This window comes from Streptococcus sp. D7B5 (genome assembly GCF_029691405.1).
In the GTDB taxonomy this organism is placed as follows: Bacteria; Bacillota; Bacilli; order Lactobacillales; family Streptococcaceae; genus Streptococcus.
On record NZ_CP121467.1, the window covers coordinates 353,765 to 374,050 of the forward strand.

The window sequence follows — 20,286 nt, forward strand, 5'->3', positions numbered from 1 at the left end:
TCTCCTTTGAAAACAGACTGAATTTATTATATCAAAAAAGAGGGAAAAATGGAATAAATAAACTTAAATGAAATAAATTTCTTAAACCAGCATATCTATTTGGTAAGTTATTATAAAATGCTGAATAAATATCATAGAAGTAAGCCTTTTTCTAGAGATTTTTATATGTAAAACTGCATATAACTCCTATCTTTATTATTCTTCGTTTGGTATAAATATATCTAAATTTACATCTAAAACTATTATATAATATTAATTTTTGTTTCCTTCCTTTGAAAAATGAAGAATTTAACAGTAAGAAGAGAAGAAGTTTGTAACTGATGATATTGAAAAGAAAGTGCAGAGTTGCTTCAATATCCAGCTTAAAATGGTATAATAGTAGTAAAACGAAAGCAAGGAGGAGAAGTAATGATTGCACAGCTCGACACCAAGACTGTTTATAGTTTTATGGAAAGTGTGGTTTCGATTGAAAAATATGTACAAATGGCTAAAGAGTATGGCTATTCTCACCTTGCTATCATGGATGTGGATAATCTCTATGGGGCTTATCATTTTTTAGAGGTGACTCGAAAATATGGAATCCAACCTTTAATTGGTCTTGAAATGACCTTGATCAAAGATAAGGAGAATATTTCTCTTCGTTTTCTAGCCCTATCCACTAAAGGCTATCAAGAGTTGATGAAGTTATCCACTTTAAAAATGACTGGACGGAAAAATTGGTCTGACTTCACCTCCCACCTCGAAGATGTGGCCATTGTTGTTCCCTATTTTAATGGGGTCGAACAGTTGGATTTGGGGGTTGATTATTTTATCGGTGTTAGTCCAGATACTCCTCAAGAAGTCTTTACTAGCCCCATTCTTCCACTCTATCAGGTCAACTCTTTTGAAAAAGAAGATATTCAAGTTTTACAAATCTTATCAGCAGTCAAGGACAATGTCAGTCTGAGAGAAGTGGATCTGCATTCACAACAAGGGATTTTTTTACCTGCCTCAGACTTGGAAGCACGGTTTAAAAATCGCTTCCCTCAGGCGCTTGCCAATCTCCAAGGTCTGATAGAGAATGTAAGCTATCAAATCGACCCAAGTTTAAAACTTCCTCGCTTTAATCCTGAAAGACCAGCAGTAGAAGAACTTCGAGAGAGGGCTGAGCAAGGCTTGAGTGACAAGGGGTTGACCTCAGCTATTTACCATGAGCGACTGAATGAGGAATTAGCTGTGATTCATGATATGGGCTTTGACGATTATTTCCTTGTAGTTTGGGATTTGCTCCGTTTTGGACGCTCCCAAGGCTACTATATGGGAATGGGGCGTGGTTCTGCTGTTGGTAGTCTGGTGGCTTACTCACTGGATATTACAGGAATTGACCCGGTCGAGAAGAACTTGATTTTCGAGCGCTTTTTAAATCGTGAGCGCTACACCATGCCTGATATTGATATCGACATCCCTGACCTTTATAGGCCGGAGTTCATTCGCTATGTTCGTGATCGCTATGGCAGTCAACACGTGGCACAGATTGTCACTTATTCGACCTTTGGAGCAAAACAGGCAATTCGTGATGTTTTCAAACGTTATGGTGTCCCTGAGTACGAATTAACAAATATTACGAAAAAAATCAGTTTCCGAGATACGCTAACGACAGCCTATGAAAAGAATTTACAGTTTAGGCAGATCATCAATAGTAAGATTGAATATCAAAAAGCTTTTGAGATTGCTCGAAAGATTGAAGGGTATCCTCGTCAGACCTCTATCCATGCAGCTGGGGTCGTTATGAGTGACCAAGACTTGACGGACTACATTCCTCTAAAATATGGTGAGGATATGCTCATCACTCAGTATGATGCTCATGGTGTTGAAGCCAATGGACTTCTAAAAATGGATTTCCTCGGTTTACGTAACCTGACTTTTGTCCAAAAAATGCAGGAATTGCTTGCGGAGTCAGAGGGTGTTCATCTAAAAATCGAAGATATTGATTTGGAAGACAAAGAAACTCTGGCCCTCTTTGTTGCTGGAAATACCAAGGGGATTTTCCAATTTGAACAACCTGGCGCCATTCGGCTCTTGAAACGAGTTCAGCCGCAAGTCTTTGAAGAGGTAGTAGCAACGACATCCCTCAATAGACCGGGGGCAAGTGATTATATTGATAATTTTGTCGCTCGTAAGCATGGTAAAGAAAAGGTGACGGTGTTAGACCCTGCCTTAGAAGACATCCTTTCATCAACCTACGGTATTATGCTCTATCAAGAGCAGGTCATGCAGGTAGCTCAACGCTTTGGAGGATTCAGTCTTGGTAAAGCCGACATTCTCAGACGTGCCATGGGTAAGAAAAATGCCAAAGAGATGCATCTGATGAAGGAAGATTTTATCACAGGAGCTATGAAATTGGGGCATACAGAAGAAAAGGCCAACCAAGTTTTTGCAGTGATGGAAAAGTTTGCCGGCTATGGATTTAACCGATCCCACGCTTATGCCTACTCAGCGCTGGCTTTCCAGCTTGCTTATTTCAAGACACACTATCCTGCTATTTTCTTTCAAGTTATGTTGAACTATTCTAGCAGCGATTACATTGTAGATGCATTGCAGATGGGCTTTGAAGTAGCTCCCTTAGCAATCAACAGCATTCCCTATCATGATAAAATTGCTCAGAAGAAAATCTATCTGGGTCTAAAAGCCATTAAGGGAATGCCGAGAGATTTGTCTTACTGGATTATTGAAAATCGTCCTTTCTCAAGCATTGAAGATTTTGTCACACGTCTTCCCAAGAATTACAAGAAACTGTCGCTTTTGACGCCTTTGGTTGAACTAGGGCTTTTTGATGAATTTGACAAGAATCGCCAGAAAAACTTAGTCAACCTACCAAACTTATTTGTTTTTGTTGAGGAATTAGGTGGACTTTTTGCGGATACAAATTATAGTTGGACTGAAGCTGATGATTTTACTGAGGCAGAGAAATTTTACAAAGAGCAGGAACTGATTGGGGTAGGTATCAGTCCCCATCCTCTCCAAACTCTTGCCAAACAAGCCCTATATCCGACCACTCCAATCACTAATCTAACCGAGGGAGCTCAAGCCACTCTCCTAGTTGAAGTGCAAAAGATTAAAGTGATTCGAACCAAGAAAGGCGAGAGTATGGCTTTTCTACAGGTTCATGATAGTAAGTCTCGGATGGATGTAACTGTATTTTCAGACCAATATAGAAAATTTGCTTCCAATTTATCCGAAGGGAAATTTTACTACATCAATGGCAAAGTTCAATCTCGAGATGGTCGTCTGCAAATGATTGCACAAGATTTGAAAGAAGCAGTGGCAGAACGATTCTGGATTCAAGTTAAAAATCATGAATACGATAAAGAGATTTCAAATATCCTAGAACAATACAAAGGTCCAATCCCTGTCATTATCAGGTATGAAGAGGAAGGAAAAACGGTTGTTTCTACACAACATTTTGTAAGAAAAGATTCTGCTCTAGAGGAAAAGTTAGAGGGAATTGCTATGAAAACGATTTATCGCTAAAAATACGGAAAATAGAAGAATTTTCGATTTAAATGTGGTATAATCAGTAAGAATGTTAAAAGAAAAAGGAGCATAACCAAATGAAACGTATTGCTGTTTTGACCAGTGGTGGAGACGCCCCTGGTATGAATGCTGCCATCCGTGCAGTAGTTCGCCAAGCAATCTCAGAAGGAATGGAAGTTTTTGGTATCTATGATGGATACGCTGGTATGGTTGCCGGTGAAATTTATCCACTTGATGCTGCTTCAGTAGGAGACATCATTTCTCGTGGTGGTACTTTCCTTCACTCTGCTCGTTACCCTGAGTTTGCACAACTTGAAGGTCAACTTAAAGGGATTGAGCAATTGAAAAAACACGGTATCGAAGGAGTCGTAGTTATCGGTGGAGACGGTTCTTATCACGGAGCTATGCGCTTGACTGAGCATGGATTCCCAGCTATCGGACTTCCAGGAACTATTGATAACGATATCGTAGGGACTGATTTCACAATTGGATTTGATACTGCAGTTACGACAGCTATGGATGCGATTGATAAGATTCGTGATACATCATCAAGTCACCGTCGTACTTTCGTTGTTGAAGTAATGGGACGTAACGCTGGCGATATCGCTCTTTGGGCAGGTATCGCAACTGGTGCTGACGAAATCATCATCCCTGAAGAAGACTTCAAGATGGAAGATATCGTTGCAAGCATCAAAGCTGGTTATGAATGTGGTAAGAAACACAACATCATCGTTTTAGCTGAGGGAGTTATGTCTGCGAATGAGTTTGGTAAGAAACTCAAGGAAGCTGGAGACACTAGTGACCTTCGTGTAACTGAACTTGGACACATCCAACGTGGTGGTTCACCAACCGCTCGTGACCGTGTATTGGCATCACGCATGGGTGCACACGCTGTTAAACTTCTTAAACAAGGAATCGGTGGTGTCGCTGTCGGTATTCGTAACGAGAAAATGGTTGAGAATCCAATTCTTGGAACAGCAGAAGAAGGAGCTTTGTTTAGCTTAACAGCTGATGGTAAGATCGTTGTTAACAACCCTCATAAAGCTGATCTTGAACTTTCTGATTTGAACAAGAGCTTGTCCTAATCAACTTTCATTAATTTGGTAACATGACCATAAAAGGTCGAATTATATAAAGGAGTCACAAAAATCATGAACAAACGTGTAAAAATCGTTGCAACTTTAGGTCCTGCGGTTGAAATCCGTGGTGGTAAAAAATTCGGTGAAGACGGATACTGGGGTGAAAAACTTGACGTTGAAGCTTCAGCTAAAAACATTGCTAAACTGATTGAAGCAGGAGCAAACACTTTCCGTTTCAACTTCTCACACGGTGACCACCAAGAACAAGGTGAGCGTATGGCAACTGTTAAACTTGCTGAAAAACTTGCAGGTAAAAAAGTTGGTTTCCTTCTTGATACTAAAGGACCTGAAATCCGTACAGAATTGTTTGAAGGTGACGCAAAAGAGTACTCTTACAAAACTGGTGAAAAAATCCGTGTTGCAACTAAACAAGGAATCAAATCAACTCGTGAAGTGATTGCTTTGAACGTTGCTGGTGCTCTTGATATCTACGATGATGTTGAAGTTGGTCGTCAAGTATTGGTTGACGATGGTAAATTGGGTCTTCGCGTTGTTGCAAAAGACGATGCAACTCGTGAATTTGAAGTAGAAGTTGAAAACGACGGAATTATCGCTAAACAAAAAGGTGTAAATATCCCTAATACTAAAATTCCTTTCCCAGCTCTTGCTGAACGTGACAACGATGATATCCGTTTCGGTTTGGAACAAGGTATCAACTTCATCGCTATTTCATTCGTACGTACTGCAAAAGACGTCAACGAAGTTCGTGCAATCTGTGAAGAAACTGGTAACGGTCACGTTCAATTGTTTGCGAAAATCGAAAACCAACAAGGTATCGATAACTTGGATGAAATCATTGAAGCTGCTGACGGTATCATGATCGCCCGTGGTGACATGGGTATCGAAGTACCATTCGAAATGGTTCCAGTTTACCAAAAAATGATTATTACAAAAGTAAATGCAGCTGGTAAAGTCGCTATCACAGCAACAAACATGCTTGAAACTATGACTGAAAAACCACGTGCAACGCGTTCAGAAGTATCAGATGTGTTTAACGCTGTTATCGACGGAACCGACGCTACAATGCTTTCAGGTGAGTCTGCAAATGGTAAATATCCACTGGAGTCAGTTACTACGATGGCAACTATTGACAAAAATGCTCAAACTCTTTTAAAAGAATACGGTCGCTTGTCATCTGTTAACTTGTCACGTAATTCTAAGACTGAGGTTATGGCTTCAGCTGTTAAGGATGCGACAAATTCTATGAATATCAAGTTGGTGGTTACTCTTACTAAGACAGGTCACACTGCTCGTTTGATTTCTAAATACCGTCCAGATGCTGATATCTTGGCAATCACTTTCGATGAATTGACTCAGCGTGGTTTGATGCTTAACTGGGGAGTTATTCCAGTAACCACTGATCGCCCATCAAACACTGATGATATGTTTGATCTCGCTGAAAGAATTGCAGTTGAGCAAGGTTTGGTAGAATCTGGTGATGATATTGTTATCGTTGCAGGTGTACCACTTGGCGAAGCTGTTCGTACAAACACAATGCGCATCCGCACTGTACGCTAATCTAACATTACAAAGCCTATCATATCAAGCTTTATCGCTTGTGTGATAGGTCTTTTTTTATCGAAATAGAATGTTTAATCAATAGGAATGGGAAAAAACTGAAAATTATGATATAATAGAACGAAAAGACCTTTTTAGTAAATTTTGAAAGAGTAAAACATGAGAAAAATTGTCATCAATGGTGGACGTCCATTGCAAGGTGAGATCACCATTAGTGGTGCTAAAAATAGTGTTGTAGCGCTTATTCCAGCTATTATCTTATCAGATGATATTGTCACTTTAGATTGTGTTCCAGATATTTCAGACGTTGCTAGTCTTGTCGAAATCATGGAAATTATGGGGGCGACTGTTAAGCGTTATGAGGATGTCTTGGAGATTGATCCAAGAGGTGTTCAGAACATTCCTATGCCTTATGGCAAGATTAATAGCTTGCGTGCTTCTTATTATTTCTACGGAAGTCTTTTAGGTCGCTTTGGTGAAGCTACAGTTGGACTTCCTGGTGGATGTGATCTGGGACCTCGTCCGATTGATCTTCACTTAAAAGCCTTTGAAGCCATGGGTGCTAAGGTCAGCTATGAGGGAGATAATATGAATTTATCTGCCCAAGGTAAGGGGCTTCATGGCGCAAGTATTTACATGGATACCGTTAGCGTTGGAGCAACGATTAACACCATGATTGCTGCGGTTAAAGCTAAGGGACGTACTGTCATTGAAAATGCGGCTCGTGAACCGGAAATTATTGATGTCGCTACCCTTTTGAACAATATGGGGGCCCATATTCGTGGTGCAGGAACTGATATTATCATTATTGATGGTGTCGAGAAACTTCATGGAACGCGTCATCAGGTTATTCCAGACCGTATCGAAGCTGGAACCTATATTTCACTTGCTGCGGCGGTAGGAAAAGGAATTCGCATTAACAACGTTCTCTATGAACATTTAGAAGGCTTTATCGCCAAACTAGAGGAAATGGGCGTTCGTATGACGGTCTCAGAAGACAGTATCTTCGTTGAAGAACAGTCTGATTTGAAGGCCATCAATATCAAAACAGCTCCCTATCCAGGGTTCGCAACCGATTTGCAACAGCCTATCACGCCACTTTTACTAACTGCCCAAGGTCGTGGAACTATTATTGATACGATTTATGAGAAACGTGTTAATCATGTCTTTGAGTTAGCAAAAATGGATGCGGATATTACGACTACAAACGATCACATTATTTACAACGGTGGTCGTAAGTTACACGGGGCAAGTGTAAAAGCTACAGACTTGCGAGCTGGTGCTGCACTTGTCATCGCTGGTTTGATGGCTCAGGGCCAGACTGAAATTACGAATATTGAGTTTATCCTTCGTGGCTACTCAGATATTATTGAAAAATTGCGTAGTCTTGGAGCGGATATTACACTCGTTGAAGACTAAGCCGTTGAGGTGATTATGAATATTTGGACCAAATTAGCAATGTTTTCTTTTTTTGAAACGGAGCGCTTGTATTTGCGTCCTTTCTTTTTTAGTGACAGTCAAGCGTTTTTTGAGATTGCTTCAAACCCTGAGAATTTACAGTTTATTTTTCCCAGTCAAGCAAGTTTGGAAGAAAGTCAGTACGCACTTGCTAACTATTTTATGAAGAATCCTCTAGGGGTTTGGGCAATTTGTCTCCAAGGAAATCAGGAAATGATTGGCTCCATTAAATTTGAAAAAATCGATGAAATCAAAAAAGAAGCAGAAATTGGTTACTTCTTAAAAAAGGATTCTTGGTCACAAGGTTTTATGACAGAAGTGGTTACCAAGCTTTGTCAGCTTTCCTTTGAAGAATTTGGTTTAAAACAATTATCCATCATCACTCATTTGGAGAATCAAGCTAGTCAAAAAGTAGCCTTAAAATCAGGCTTTAACCTCGTCCGACAGTTTAAAGGGAGCGATCGCTATACACGAAAAATGAGGGACTATCTTGAATTTCGATACATAAAAGGAGAATTCAATGAGTAAACACCAGGAAATTTTGTCCTATCTGGAAGAGTTGCCAATTGGGAAGAGAGTTAGTGTACGCAGTATTTCCAATCACCTAGGTGTTAGTGACGGAACAGCCTACCGAGCTATCAAAGAAGCTGAAAATCGTGGCATCGTTGAAACTCGGCCACGTAGTGGAACCATACGGGTCAAGTCCCAGAAAGTGGCCATTGAGAGGCTAACCTATGCTGAAATTGCTGAAGTCACCTCCTCTGAAGTTTTAGCTGGTCAGGAAGGGCTTGAGAGAGAGTTTAGTAAATTCTCCATTGGGGCTATGACAGAGCAAAATATCCTGTCTTATCTCCATGATGGCGGTCTTTTGATCGTAGGTGACCGTACTCGCATTCAACTTTTAGCCTTGGAAAATGAAAATGCAGTCCTTGTAACGGGTGGTTTTCATGTGCAGGACGATGTTCTTGAGTTGGCTAATAAAAAAGGGATTCCAGTTCTAAGAAGTAAACATGACACTTTTACAGTAGCGACCATGATTAACAAAGCTCTCTCAAATGTTCAAATCAAAACCGATATTCTGACAGTCGAAAAGCTCTATCGTCCCAGTCATGAGTATGGTTTTTTGAGAGAAACGGATACGGTAAAAGACTATCTAGACTTGGTCCGTAAGAACAGAAGTAGTCGTTTTCCAGTCATTAACCAACATCAAGTGGTTGTTGGGGTTGTTACTATGCGTGACGCAGGAGATAAATCCCCCAGCACGACGATTGACAAGGTGATGACACGTAGTATCTTTGTAACAGGATTAGCGACTAATATTGCCAATGTCAGTCAACGAATGATTGCAGAAGATTTTGAGATGGTTCCCGTTGTCAGAAGTAACCAAACCTTGCTCGGTGTCGTAACACGACGAGATGTCATGGAAAAGATGAGCCGTTCCCAAGTTTCTGCTTTGCCGACCTTCTCAGAGCAAATCGGGCAAAAACTCTCTTATCATCATGATGAAGTCGTTATTACTGTTGAGCCCTTCATGTTGGAGAAAAATGGTGTCCTTGCTAATGGAGTCTTGGCTGAAATCCTCAACCATATGACCCAAGACCTCGTTGTCAATAGCGGACGTAATCTCATCATTGAGCAGATGTTGATTTATTTCTTGCAGGCTGTGCAGATAGATGATACTTTGCGGATTCAGGCTCGTATTATTCACCACACGAGACGCTCAGCTATTATTGATTATGATATTTATCATGGTCATCAGATTGTTTCAAAAGCAAATGTTACGGTTAAAATTAATTAGAATCTAGGAGAAAAAATGATAACTTTAAAATCAGCACGTGAAATCGAAGCCATGGACAAGGCTGGTGATTTCCTAGCAAGTATCCATATCGGCTTACGTGATTTGATTAAGCCAGGCGTGGATATGTGGGAAGTTGAAGAGTACGTTCGACGACGTTGTAAAGAGGAGAATTTCCTTCCTTTACAGATTGGTGTGGATGGTGCAGTCATGGATTACCCCTATGCCACTTGTTGCTCTCTCAACGACGAAGTAGCTCACGCTTTTCCACGTCATTACATCTTGAAAGAGGGCGATTTGCTCAAGGTTGACATGGTATTGGGTGGTCCGATTGCCAAATCCGACCTCAATGTATCTAAACTCAACTTCAACAATGTTGAGCAAATGAAAAAATACACCCAAAGTTATACTGGTGGTTTAGCTGACTCATGTTGGGCTTACGCGGTTGGTACACCGTCTGAAGAAGTGAAAAACCTGATGGACGTGACCAAGGAAGCTATGTATAAAGGGATTGAGCAAGCAGTTGTTGGCAATCGTATCGGTGATATCGGTGCAGCCATTCAAGAATACGCTGAAAGTCGCGGTTACGGTGTCGTTCGTGATTTGGTTGGTCATGGTGTTGGTCCAACTATGCACGAGGAGCCAATGGTTCCTAACTACGGTATTGCAGGGCGTGGACTCCGTCTCCGTGAAGGAATGGTACTAACTATTGAACCCATGATCAATACTGGTGACTGGGAAATTGATACAGATATGAAGACTGGCTGGGCTCATAAGACTATAGATGGCGGCCTGTCTTGCCAATATGAACACCAGTTTGTGATTACCAAAGACGGTCCTGTTATCTTGACTAGTCAAGGTGAAGAAGGAACGTATTAAAATAAAGGGAGCTTAGCTCCTTTTTTTGTGTCAACTTTAGTCAAAATAAATAAGCGTAGCAGACTTCTTACAAATTTATCCTTTTGTAGTAAAATAGGATTAGAATTTTGAGAAAGTAGGTAATTCGTTGGAGTCGATTATATTTCTAGTATCCGTTTTTTTAGCAGGTATCCTGTCCTTCTTTTCACCCTGCATCTTTCCTTTGCTACCTGTCTATGCTGGTATTTTACTGGATGATCAGGGAAATTCGAAAAGCTTTCGCTTTTTTGGAAGAGACGTTGCATGGTCTGGTTTAATTCGAACCTTGTGCTTTATTGCAGGAATCTCCCTCATTTTCTTTATTTTGGGATTTGGAGCTGGATTCCTAGGGCACATGCTCTATGCAGACTGGTTTCGTTATGCTATGGGAATAGTCATTATTCTTTTAGGGTTTCACCAGATGGAAATCTTGCATTTCAATAAACTGGAGATTCAAAAGACAGTCACCTTCAAACAATCAAAGTCGAATCACTATCTGTCAGCCTTTTTACTTGGGATAACCTTTAGTTTTGGTTGGACCCCTTGTATCGGACCAGTCTTAAGTTCGGTCTTGGCCCTAGCAGCTTCCGGTGGCAATGGTGCTTGGCAAGGAGCCGTGTTAACATTAGTATACACATTGGGAATGGCCCTTCCTTTCATTGTTTTGGCCTTGGCTTCGGGCTGGATTATGCCCTATTTTAGTAAATTAAAACCCCATATGATTTTACTAAAGAAAATCGGGGGAGCTTTGATTATTTTGATGGGATTATTATTAATGCTAGGGCAGTTAAATGCCTTGTCAGGAATTCTTGGATAAAAGGAGAAAAAATGAAAAAAGTTATTTTTGCTGGATTGAGCCTCATGTCTCTATTTTTGTTGATTGCTTGTGGTGAAAAAGAAACCAAACAGAAAAGCAGTCCCAAACAACCTGCTGTACAACAAATCGCAGTCGGTAAGGATGCGCCAGACTTTACCTTGCAGTCTATGGATGGCAAAGAAGTCAAGTTATCAGACTATAAAGGGAAAAAGATCTATTTAAAATTCTGGGCTTCTTGGTGTGGACCATGTAAAAAAAGCATGCCTGAGTTAATGGAATTAGCTGCCAAACAAGATCGAGACTTTGAAATCTTGAGTGTCATTGCACCAGGTCTACAAGGTGAAAAAACAGTTCAAGACTTTCCAAAATGGTACCAAGAACAAGGCTACAAGGATATTCCAGTTCTATATGATACGCAAGCAACTACCTTCCAAGCCTACCAAATTCGTAGTATTCCAACGGAATACTTGATTGACAGTCAAGGTAAAATCGGAAAAATCCAATTTGGTGCTATTAGCAACGCTGATGCAGAAGCGGCTTTTAAAGAAATGAAATAAAGAAAAAATCGCGATTATTCGCGATTTTTTTATAGTTTTTCATTGATAAAGCGGATAAATTGATTCCACCAAACCTTCAAAAAGAAGGCTTTTTCTACTTTCTTTTCAGAAACCATTTCAAAAGATGGTTTGTCGGAAGTGAGATAGCCCTGGCCGACCAAATCCTGATCATCATAGGTCAGAGTACCAACAACCTTGCCTTCTTCCAATGGAGCCATTTCTGATGTTGATTTCGGTGTGAATTGGAGAGTTGGTGTAGTACCGCTTCCGATGCGTTGGACGATGGAAATGTCTGACTTAGCGACAGCTGTCACATTATCTTCTTTACCATCCAGAACTGTTACTTTACTATCGTTGTAAGCTTCACCTTTCTGAACGACAGTTTTTAAGGCAAAGTTTGCAGAAATATAATCTAAAAGTGCTGAAGTAGCAGTAAAACGTGCATAAGGGTTGGTATCTTGTTGATCTGCATTCAAAACAACCGTAATAATACGCATTCCTTTTTCGACAGTGGTTCCAACGAAAGAAGCTCCTGCCTTATCAGTTGTTCCTGTCTTTAAACCGTCAATTCCTCCTCGGTAGGCTGGCATCCCCTCCAACATAGAGTTGGTTGAGTGGATTTCAAGTCCTGCAAAGGTAGAAGTTGGTTTTTTTGTGATTTCCAAAACTTGAGGATAATCTCGGATGAGGTTACGAGCGACGATTGCAACATCGTAGGCACTCAACTTGTTTTCATCGTCTTTTTTAGAACCAGGATAGATATTATCGCCAAGTGTCTCATTATTTAAACCAGTTGTGTTTACAATAGTTGCATCTTGAATTCCCCATTCAAGAAGTTTAGCCCTCATCTTGTCTACGAAGTCTTTCTCAGAACCAGCAATCTTTTCTGCTAGTGCAATGGCAGCGCTGTTTGCACTGGATACCATTGTAGCCTCTAATAGTTGTTCAACAGTATAATTTCGAGCTTCCATAGGGACGTTACTCGCCTCAGAATTAGTTGTAAGTTTGTAAGGATAGTCCGAAATATCAACAGGTGTAGATAGGCTGATAGTTCCTTGTTCCAGAGCTTCATAGACCAAATAAACTGTAACCAGTTTTGTAATAGAAGCAATTTCTACAGGCTGATTTGCATCTTTTTCATAGAGGATTTTTCCAGTTGTAGCCTCGACAGCAATAGCATGTTTAGCAGCAACATCAAACTCCTGAGCAGAAACAGTAGAAGCTGTTCCAAGAACTAAAAGTGTCATAAAAGATAAAATTATTTTTTTCATATTAGCTTTATTTTATCATAAAGAAAAAAAATATTCTCGTTTTTTTACTAAAGCCATCTTATCTTTTTCAGAAATATGGTAAAATAGAGAGAAGGAGGATACCTATGTTCCGCAGAAACAAATTATTTTTTTGGACAGCTGAAATTTTATTATTAACACTGATTTTCTATCTTTGGAGAGAAATGGGAGCCATCATTACTCCCTTCGTGACAGTTGTGAATACCATCATGATTCCATTTTTGCTTGGTGGATTTTTTTACTACATTACAAATCCAGTCGTTACTTTCTTAGAAAAGAGATGTAAGATCAATCGTCTAATTGGTGTCTTGGTCACTCTTTGTGCCTTGATTGGTGCTATCGTTGTAGGGGTCGTTTATCTCTTGCCGATTTTGATTAATCAGTTGACCAGCTTGATTATTTCTAGTCAAAATATCTATAGTAGACTACAAGATTTGATCATCGATTTGTCCATGAATCCAGTCTTCCAAAATATTGATATTCAACAAACAATTCAACAACTGAATCTCTCCTATGTGGATATCCTCCAGAATATCCTGAATAGCGTCAGCAACAGTTTAGGAAGCGTTCTTTCAGCCTTGTTTAGTACAGTTCTGATTCTCATTATGACCCCTGTATTCTTGATTTATTTCTTGTTGGATGGTCATAAGTTGCTACCAATGTTGGAACGTACCGTCTTAAAACATGACAAATTGAATCTTTCTAGCCTTTTAACCAATCTCAATACAACCATAGCGCGCTATATCAGTGGAATTGCGATTGATGCGGTTATTATTGGATGTTTAGCTTATATTGGCTATAGCGTTATCGGATTAAAGTACGCCTTAGTTTTTGCTATTTTCTCTGGAATCGCAAATTTAATTCCTTATGTTGGTCCAAGTATTGGCTTGATTCCAATGGTGATTGCCAATGTGTTCACGGATCCTCATCGTATGTTGATTGCGGTTGCTTATATGCTTATTATTCAGCAGATTGACGGAAATGTTCTCTATCCACGCATCGTTGGAGGGGTTATGAAAGTGCATCCGATTACGATTTTGGTGCTCCTTTTACTGTCAAGTAATATCTACGGTGTCATAGGGATGGTCGTAGCAGTACCTACTTACTCTATTTTTAAAGAAATTACTAAGTTCCTAGCGAAATTATATGAAAACCATAAAGAAGCTCATAAAGAGGCTAAGGAATTGGAAAAAACAGAATCAAATTAAAATCAGGGAAACCTGATTTTTTTGATGAAAATACTATCTCCAAACAAAAAGAAGTTTGAATTTATATTGCCATAAAGAAGCAGAAGAACAGGATTTGATAAGATTTAGATTAATTCACAAAATATGTGTAAAACACTTGCAATTTAGCAGAAATTTGATAAAATAGTAAGGAAAGTTAGACTGTATTGCCTACTGTCTATCTATAAAATATATTTTATTGGAGGCTTTTACTCAAATGGCAAAAGAAAAATACGATCGTAGTAAACCACACGTTAACATTGGTACTATCGGACACGTTGACCACGGTAAAACTACTTTGACTGCAGCTATCACAACTGTATTGGCACGTCGCTTGCCTTCAGCAGTTAACCAACCAAAAGACTATGCGTCTATCGATGCTGCTCCAGAAGAACGCGAACGCGGTATCACTATCAACACTGCGCACGTTGAGTACGAAACTGAAAAACGTCACTACGCTCACATCGACGCTCCAGGACACGCGGACTACGTTAAAAACATGATCACTGGTGCCGCTCAAATGGACGGAGCTATCCTTGTAGTAGCTTCAACTGACGGACCAATGCCACAAACTCGTGAGCACATCCTTCTTTCACGTCAGGTTGGTGTTAAACACCTTATCGTCTTCATGAACAAAATTGACTTGGTAGACGACGAAGAATTGCTTGAATTGGTTGAAATGGAAATCCGTGACCTCTTGTCAGAATACGACTTCCCAGGTGACGATCTTCCAGTTATCCAAGGTTCAGCTCTTAAAGCTCTTGAAGGTGACTCTAAATACGAAGACATCATCATGGAATTGATGAACACTGTTGATGAGTACATCCCAGAACCAGAACGTGACACTGAAAAACCATTGCTTCTTCCAGTCGAGGACGTATTCTCAATCACTGGACGTGGTACAGTTGCTTCAGGACGTATCGACCGTGGTACTGTTCGTGTCAACGACGAAATCGAAATCGTTGGTATCAAAGAAGAAACTCAAAAAGCAGTTGTTACTGGTGTTGAAATGTTCCGTAAACAACTTGACGAAGGTCTTGCTGGAGATAACGTAGGTGTTCTTCTTCGTGGTGTTCAACGTGACGAAATCGAACGTGGACAAGTTATCGCTAAACCAGGTTCAATCAACCCACACACTAAATTCAAAGGTGAAGTCTACATCCTTACTAAAGAAGAAGGTGGACGTCACACTCCATTCTTCAACAACTACCGCCCACAATTCTACTTCCGTACTACTGACGTTACAGGTTCAATCGAACTTCCTGCAGGTACTGAAATGGTAATGCCTGGTGATAACGTGACTATCGACGTTGAGTTGATCCACCCAATCGCCGTAGAACAAGGTACTACATTCTCTATCCGTGAGGGTGGACGTACTGTTGGTTCAGGTATGGTTACAGAAATCGAAGCTTAATTCGATTAAGTTCCCAGAAGAACAATTATTTAAGTCAGACACTAAAAGAATCTTGCCTTGCAAGGTTCTTTTTTTCTTAGTCTATTTGAAGTGCTTCTACTCTAGCAGTATAATCGTTTTTTTGGTATAATAAAAGTTATGGAAATCGAAAAAACCAATCGTATGAACGCCCTTTTTGAATTTTATGCGGCGCTTTTGACAGATAAGCAGATGAACTATATTGAACTCTATTATGCTGATGATTACAGTCTTGCTGAGATTGCTGAAGAGTTCGGTGTCAGTCGTCAGGCTGTTTATGACAATATCAAGCGGACAGAAAAGATTCTAGAAGATTATGAGATGAAACTGCACATGTATTCGGACTACATTGTCCGCAGTCAGATTTTTGACCAGATCTTAGAGCGTTATCCCAAGGATGACTTTCTGCAGGAGCAGATAGAAATTTTAACAAGTATTGATAATAGAGAATAAGAGGAAGAAAAATGGCATTTGAAAGTTTAACAGAACGTTTACAGAACGTCTTTAAAAATCTACGTAAAAAAGGAAAAATATCTGAGGCTGATGTCCAGGAAGCGACCAAAGAGATTCGTTTGGCCTTGCTGGAAGCCGACGTTGCTTTGCCTGTTGTAAAGGACTTTATCAAGAAGGTTCGTGAACGTGCAGTCGGACACGAGGTCATTGATACCCTCAATCCAGCCCAACAGATTATCAAAATCGTTGATGAGGAATTGACAGCCATTTTAGGTTCTGATACTGCTGAGATTATCAAGTCACCTAAGATTCCGACGATCATCATGATGGTTGGTTTGCAAGGGGCTGGTAAAACAACATTTGCTGGTAAGCTGGCTAACAAACTCAAGAAGGAAGAAAATGCTCGTCCTTTAATGATTGCGGCGGATATTTATCGTCCAGCTGCCATCGACCAGTTAAAAACACTTGGACAACAGATTGATGTTCCTGTTTTCGCTCTTGGAACAGAAGTACCAGCTGTTGAGATTGTTCGCCAAGGTTTGGAGCAAGCGCAGGTCAATCACAACGACTATGTTTTGATTGATACGGCAGGGCGTTTGCAGATTGATGAGCTCTTGATGAATGAGCTTCGTGATGTTAAGGCCTTGGCTCAACCAAATGAAATACTGCTCGTCATTGATGCCATGATCGGTCAGGAAGCGGCCAATGTCGCCCGTGAGTTTAATGCTCAGTTAGAAGTGACTGGGGTTATTCTTACCAAGATTGATGGGGATACTCGTGGTGGTGCGGCCCTATCTGTTCGTCATATCACTGGTAAACCAATCAAGTTCACTGGTACGGGTGAAAAGATTACAGATATCGAAACCTTCCACCCAGATCGTATGTCAAGCCGTATCCTTGGTATGGGGGATATGCTGACCTTGATCGAGAAAGCTTCTCAGGAATACGATGAGCAAAAAGCCCTTGAAATGGCTGAGAAGATGCGTGAAAACACCTTTGATTTCAATGATTTCATCGATCAATTGGATCAGGTGCAAAATATGGGGCCAATGGAAGACTTACTCAAGATGATTCCAGGTATGGCTAACAATCCAGCTCTTCAAAGTATGAAGGTGGATGAGCGCCAGATTGCGCGTAAACGTGCCATCGTGTCTTCTATGACTCCTGAAGAGCGTGAAAATCCTGATTTGTTAAATCCAAGTCGTCGCCGTCGTATCGCTGCAGGTTCTGGAAATACCTTTGTTGAAGTCAATAAATTCATCAAGGACTTTAACCAGGCCAAACAGCTCATGCAAGGTGTCATGTCTGGTGATATGAACAAAATGATGAAGCAAATGGGAATCAATCCCAATAACCTTCCTAAAAATATGCCAAATATGGGAGGAATGGATATGTCTGCCCTTGAAGGCATGATGGGACAAGGTGGAATGCCGGATATGTCAGGTCTCGGAGGAGCAGGCATGCCAGATATGAGCCAGATGTTCGGTGGTGGACTCAAAGGTAAAATTGGTGAATTTGCTATGAAACAGTCTATGAAACGCATGGCCAACAAAATGAAAAAAGCGAAGAAAAAACGTAAATAAAAAAGGAAAGCAGAAGTGCTTTCCTTATTAATAAAAAGAACTCTGAATTCGATTCAGAGTTCTTTTGTGTTTGATTGGTTTATTCCCACTCAACGGTTGCTGGTGGTTTACTTGTAATATCGTAGACGATACGGTTAACGTGGTCTACTTCGTTTACGATACGTACTGAAATCTTTTGAAGGACTTCCCAAGGAATCTTGGCAAAGTCAGCTGTCATACCATCGATAGAAGTGATGGCACGAATGGCAATGGTGTAGTCATATGTACGACCGTCACCCATAACACCTACTGAACGAACACCTGTGTTGACAGTGAAATATTGCCAGATATCACGGTCAAGTCCAGCTTTGGCAATTTCTTCACGAAGGATTGCGTCTGACTTACGAACAGTTTCTAGTTTTTCTTCAGTGATTTCACCCATGACACGGATAGCGAGTCCTGGTCCTGGGAATGGTTGACGCCATACGATGTGGTCTGGCATACCAAGCTCTGTACCGAGGGCACGGACTTCGTCTTTATAAAGAGTGTTCAATGGTTCAATCAATTCAAATTGCATGTCTTCTGGAAGACCACCAACATTGTGGTGTGATTTGATGGTTTGAGCAGTATCTGTACCAGACTCAATCACGTCAGTGTAAAGCGTTCCCTGAGCAAGGAATTTCACATCTTTGAGCTTGCTTGCTTCGTCATCGAAGACATAAACAAACTCGTTACCGATAATCTTCCGTTTTTGTTCAGGATCAGAAACACCTGCAAGTTTATCAAGGAATCGTTTAGCAGCATCTGCCTTGACGATATTCAACCCAAACTTACCACCGAGCATGTCCATAACTTGGTCTGCTTCCCCTTTACGGAGAAGACCGTGGTCAACAAAGATACAGATCAATTGATCGCCGATTGCTTTCTGGAGAAGAACGCCAACGACAGAAGAGTCAACACCACCTGATAGGCCGAGAAGAACACGCTTGTCACCTACAGTTTCACGGATTTTTTTGATCTGCATATCGATGAAGTTGTCCATTGACCAGTCGCCTTTAGCCTGACAGATGTTAAGGGCAAAGTTGCGAAGGATATCATTCCCGTATACAGAATGGCGAACTTCTGGGTGGAATTGGATACCATAGATGTGCTTGTCAGGGTTTTCAATAGCTGCATAAGGACAGTCAGCAGAAGTTCCAGTACGAACAAAATCAGCTGGAATCTCTGTAACAGCATCGCCATGGCTCATCAAAACAATCTGTTCTTCAGGAGTCCCTTCAAAGAGGGCAGAAGTGGTATGGGTAAGTGGTGATTGGCCATACTCTCGGTTACCAGCATCACCTGCAGGGACAACTTTTCCTCCAAGTTTATGAGTTAAAAGTTGCATACCATAGCATATTCCTAAAATTGGAATGCCAAGTTCAAAAATTTCTGGGTCAATATCAAATGAACCATCTTCGTATACAGAGTTTGGTCCACCAGAGAGGATGATCCCTACAGGGTTAATCGCACGAACCTCTGCGGCTGAGATTTTATGACTTTTTAACTCTGAAAAAACACCAATTTCACGAATACGACGTGAAATCAGCTGGTTGTATTGGCTACCATAGTCCAGCACGATGATTTTTTCGACATCTTGCAAGTCAGTTGAAATGTTGCTCATCTTTTTCCTTTCTCAAAAGAAATATCTTTTTCAATATTCTATCACAAATAGGGGCGAATTACCAACTAAACAAGGCAAAGTTTGACTTTTTCTTAGCAAATACGGTACAATGGAGAAAATAAAGAAAAGAAGTGAGAATCATGTTACCAGCTTATATGAAAATCCACGATCAGATCAAGAAGGATATAGATGAGCATCATTGGAAAATCGGAGAGAGACTTCCAAGTGAGCGAGATTTAGCTGAACAGTTTCAAGTTAGCCGGATGACATTACGTCAGGCTATCTCTCTCTTGGTTGAGGAAGGAGTTTTGGAGCGTCGTGTAGGAAGTGGAACCTTTGTCTCTAGCACTCGTGTCCAAGAAAAAATGCGGGGTACAACCAGTTTTACGGAGATTGTCAAATCTCAGGGGAAAGTTCCTTCTAGTCAACTCATTTCTTACAGAAGAACCATTCCAAATGAGCAAGAGGTCGCTAATCTAGGGATTGCTCCGACAGAGAATATTATCCGCATGGAACGGGTGCGTTACGCTGACCAAGTTCCACTAGTCTATGAAGTCGCATCTATTCCTGAGAAATTTATTAAGGATTTCAAAAAAGAAGAAATCACCAGTCATTTCTTCCATACCTTGCAGCAACATGGCTATCGGATTGGCAAATCCCAACAGACCATTTATGCGAGATTGGCTAAGGAAAAAATTGCTCACTATCTAGAAGTTGAAAAAGGGCATGCCATTTTAGCCTTGACTCAGGTCTCTTATCTTGAAGATGGGACGGCTTTCGAGTATGTAAAGAGTCAATACGTGGGCGAACGCTTTGAATTTTATCTTGAAAATAACTAGTCTAGAAAGGCTAGTTTTTTGTTTTCTTAAAAGATTAGAATTGTCAAAACAATCTGTCTAGGCTTGATTTTATTGCTTATTTACTATAAAATGAGAAGGAAAAACGTCAAACTTTTATATTGCAAATA

The 20,286-nt window shown here is 40.5% G+C and carries 16 protein-coding genes; 14 read left to right on the forward strand and 2 right to left on the reverse strand.

Going from position 1 to position 20,286, the window contains the following annotated elements; all coding sequences use genetic code 11:
* The first annotated feature begins 408 nt into the window (after nt 1–408).
* From P8P68_RS01700 to sdbB, 9 genes are all read left to right on the forward strand, one after another.
* Nucleotides 409–3,510 (forward strand): DNA polymerase III subunit alpha, encoded by a 3,102-nt coding sequence (locus P8P68_RS01700; RefSeq protein WP_000561561.1) that lies wholly within the window; start codon nt 409–411, stop codon nt 3,508–3,510.
* A gap of 80 nt (nt 3,511–3,590) precedes the next feature.
* The gene (gene pfkA / locus P8P68_RS01705; protein ID WP_000820876.1) at nt 3,591–4,598 is read left to right on the forward strand and encodes a 6-phosphofructokinase; all 1,008 of its coding nucleotides are present in this window, start codon (nt 3,591–3,593) and stop codon (nt 4,596–4,598) included.
* A gap of 66 nt (nt 4,599–4,664) precedes the next feature.
* Nucleotides 4,665–6,170 (forward strand): pyruvate kinase, encoded by a 1,506-nt coding sequence (gene pyk / locus P8P68_RS01710; protein WP_001042816.1) that lies wholly within the window; start codon nt 4,665–4,667, stop codon nt 6,168–6,170.
* Nucleotides 6,171–6,329: 159 nt separating this feature from the next.
* Nucleotides 6,330–7,589, forward strand: a complete 1,260-nt coding sequence (locus tag P8P68_RS01715) for a UDP-N-acetylglucosamine 1-carboxyvinyltransferase (RefSeq protein ID WP_001227109.1) — start codon at nt 6,330–6,332, stop codon at nt 7,587–7,589.
* 15 nt (nt 7,590–7,604) lie between these two features.
* On the forward strand, nt 7,605–8,156 hold the full coding sequence (locus tag P8P68_RS01720) for a GNAT family protein (protein ID WP_001028744.1): 552 nt from the start codon (nt 7,605–7,607) through the stop codon (nt 8,154–8,156).
* Complete coding sequence (gene spxR / locus P8P68_RS01725; RefSeq protein WP_000033809.1) at nt 8,149–9,426, forward strand: CBS-HotDog domain-containing transcription factor SpxR; 1,278 nt, start codon at nt 8,149–8,151, stop codon at nt 9,424–9,426. The genes P8P68_RS01720 and spxR overlap by 8 nt, the downstream gene beginning before the upstream one ends.
* A 15-nt stretch (nt 9,427–9,441) precedes the next feature.
* A complete protein-coding gene (locus P8P68_RS01730; protein WP_000631561.1) occupies nt 9,442–10,302 on the forward strand; it encodes a methionyl aminopeptidase in 861 nt (286 codons plus the stop codon).
* Nucleotides 10,303–10,429: 127 nt separating this feature from the next.
* Nucleotides 10,430–11,137: a thiol-disulfide oxidoreductase-associated membrane protein CcdA2 gene (gene ccdA2 / locus P8P68_RS01735; RefSeq protein WP_000443809.1), complete on the forward strand. Its 708-nt coding sequence runs from the start codon at nt 10,430–10,432 to the stop codon at nt 11,135–11,137.
* A gap of 11 nt (nt 11,138–11,148) precedes the next feature.
* Nucleotides 11,149–11,694, forward strand: a complete 546-nt coding sequence (gene sdbB, locus P8P68_RS01740; protein WP_000755585.1) for a thiol-disulfide oxidoreductase-associated lipoprotein SdbB — start codon at nt 11,149–11,151, stop codon at nt 11,692–11,694.
* A 29-nt stretch (nt 11,695–11,723) separates the two neighbouring features.
* Here the strand turns inward: sdbB and pbp3 are convergent, their stop codons facing one another.
* Complete coding sequence (pbp3, locus tag P8P68_RS01745) at nt 11,724–12,965, reverse strand: D-alanyl-D-alanine carboxypeptidase PBP3 (RefSeq protein ID WP_278276045.1); 1,242 nt, start codon at nt 12,963–12,965, stop codon at nt 11,724–11,726.
* Between the two features lie 104 nt (nt 12,966–13,069).
* Between pbp3 and P8P68_RS01750 the strand changes: the two genes are divergently transcribed.
* The 4 genes from P8P68_RS01750 (at nt 13,070) to ffh (ending at nt 17,677) form a co-directional block, all read left to right on the forward strand.
* Entirely contained in the window at nt 13,070–14,191 is a 1,122-nt protein-coding gene (locus tag P8P68_RS01750) for an AI-2E family transporter (RefSeq protein ID WP_000489829.1), read from the forward strand.
* 235 nt (nt 14,192–14,426) lie between these two features.
* Nucleotides 14,427–15,623, forward strand: coding sequence for an elongation factor Tu (gene tuf / locus P8P68_RS01755; RefSeq protein ID WP_001040720.1), 1,197 nt, complete (start codon nt 14,427–14,429; stop codon nt 15,621–15,623).
* Nucleotides 15,624–15,761: 138 nt separating this feature from the next.
* Entirely contained in the window at nt 15,762–16,094 is a 333-nt protein-coding gene (locus P8P68_RS01760; protein WP_000402066.1) for a putative DNA-binding protein, read from the forward strand.
* An 11-nt stretch (nt 16,095–16,105) separates the two neighbouring features.
* Nucleotides 16,106–17,677 (forward strand): signal recognition particle protein, encoded by a 1,572-nt coding sequence (gene ffh / locus P8P68_RS01765; protein ID WP_278276046.1) that lies wholly within the window; start codon nt 16,106–16,108, stop codon nt 17,675–17,677.
* Nucleotides 17,678–17,756: 79 nt separating this feature from the next.
* Here the strand turns inward: ffh and guaA are convergent, their stop codons facing one another.
* Entirely contained in the window at nt 17,757–19,319 is a 1,563-nt protein-coding gene (guaA, locus tag P8P68_RS01770; protein WP_278276047.1) for a glutamine-hydrolyzing GMP synthase, read from the reverse strand.
* A gap of 140 nt (nt 19,320–19,459) precedes the next feature.
* Between guaA and P8P68_RS01775 the strand changes: the two genes are divergently transcribed.
* Nucleotides 19,460–20,158 (forward strand): GntR family transcriptional regulator, encoded by a 699-nt coding sequence (locus tag P8P68_RS01775; protein ID WP_000936182.1) that lies wholly within the window; start codon nt 19,460–19,462, stop codon nt 20,156–20,158.
* The last annotated feature ends 128 nt before the right edge of the window (nt 20,159–20,286 follow it).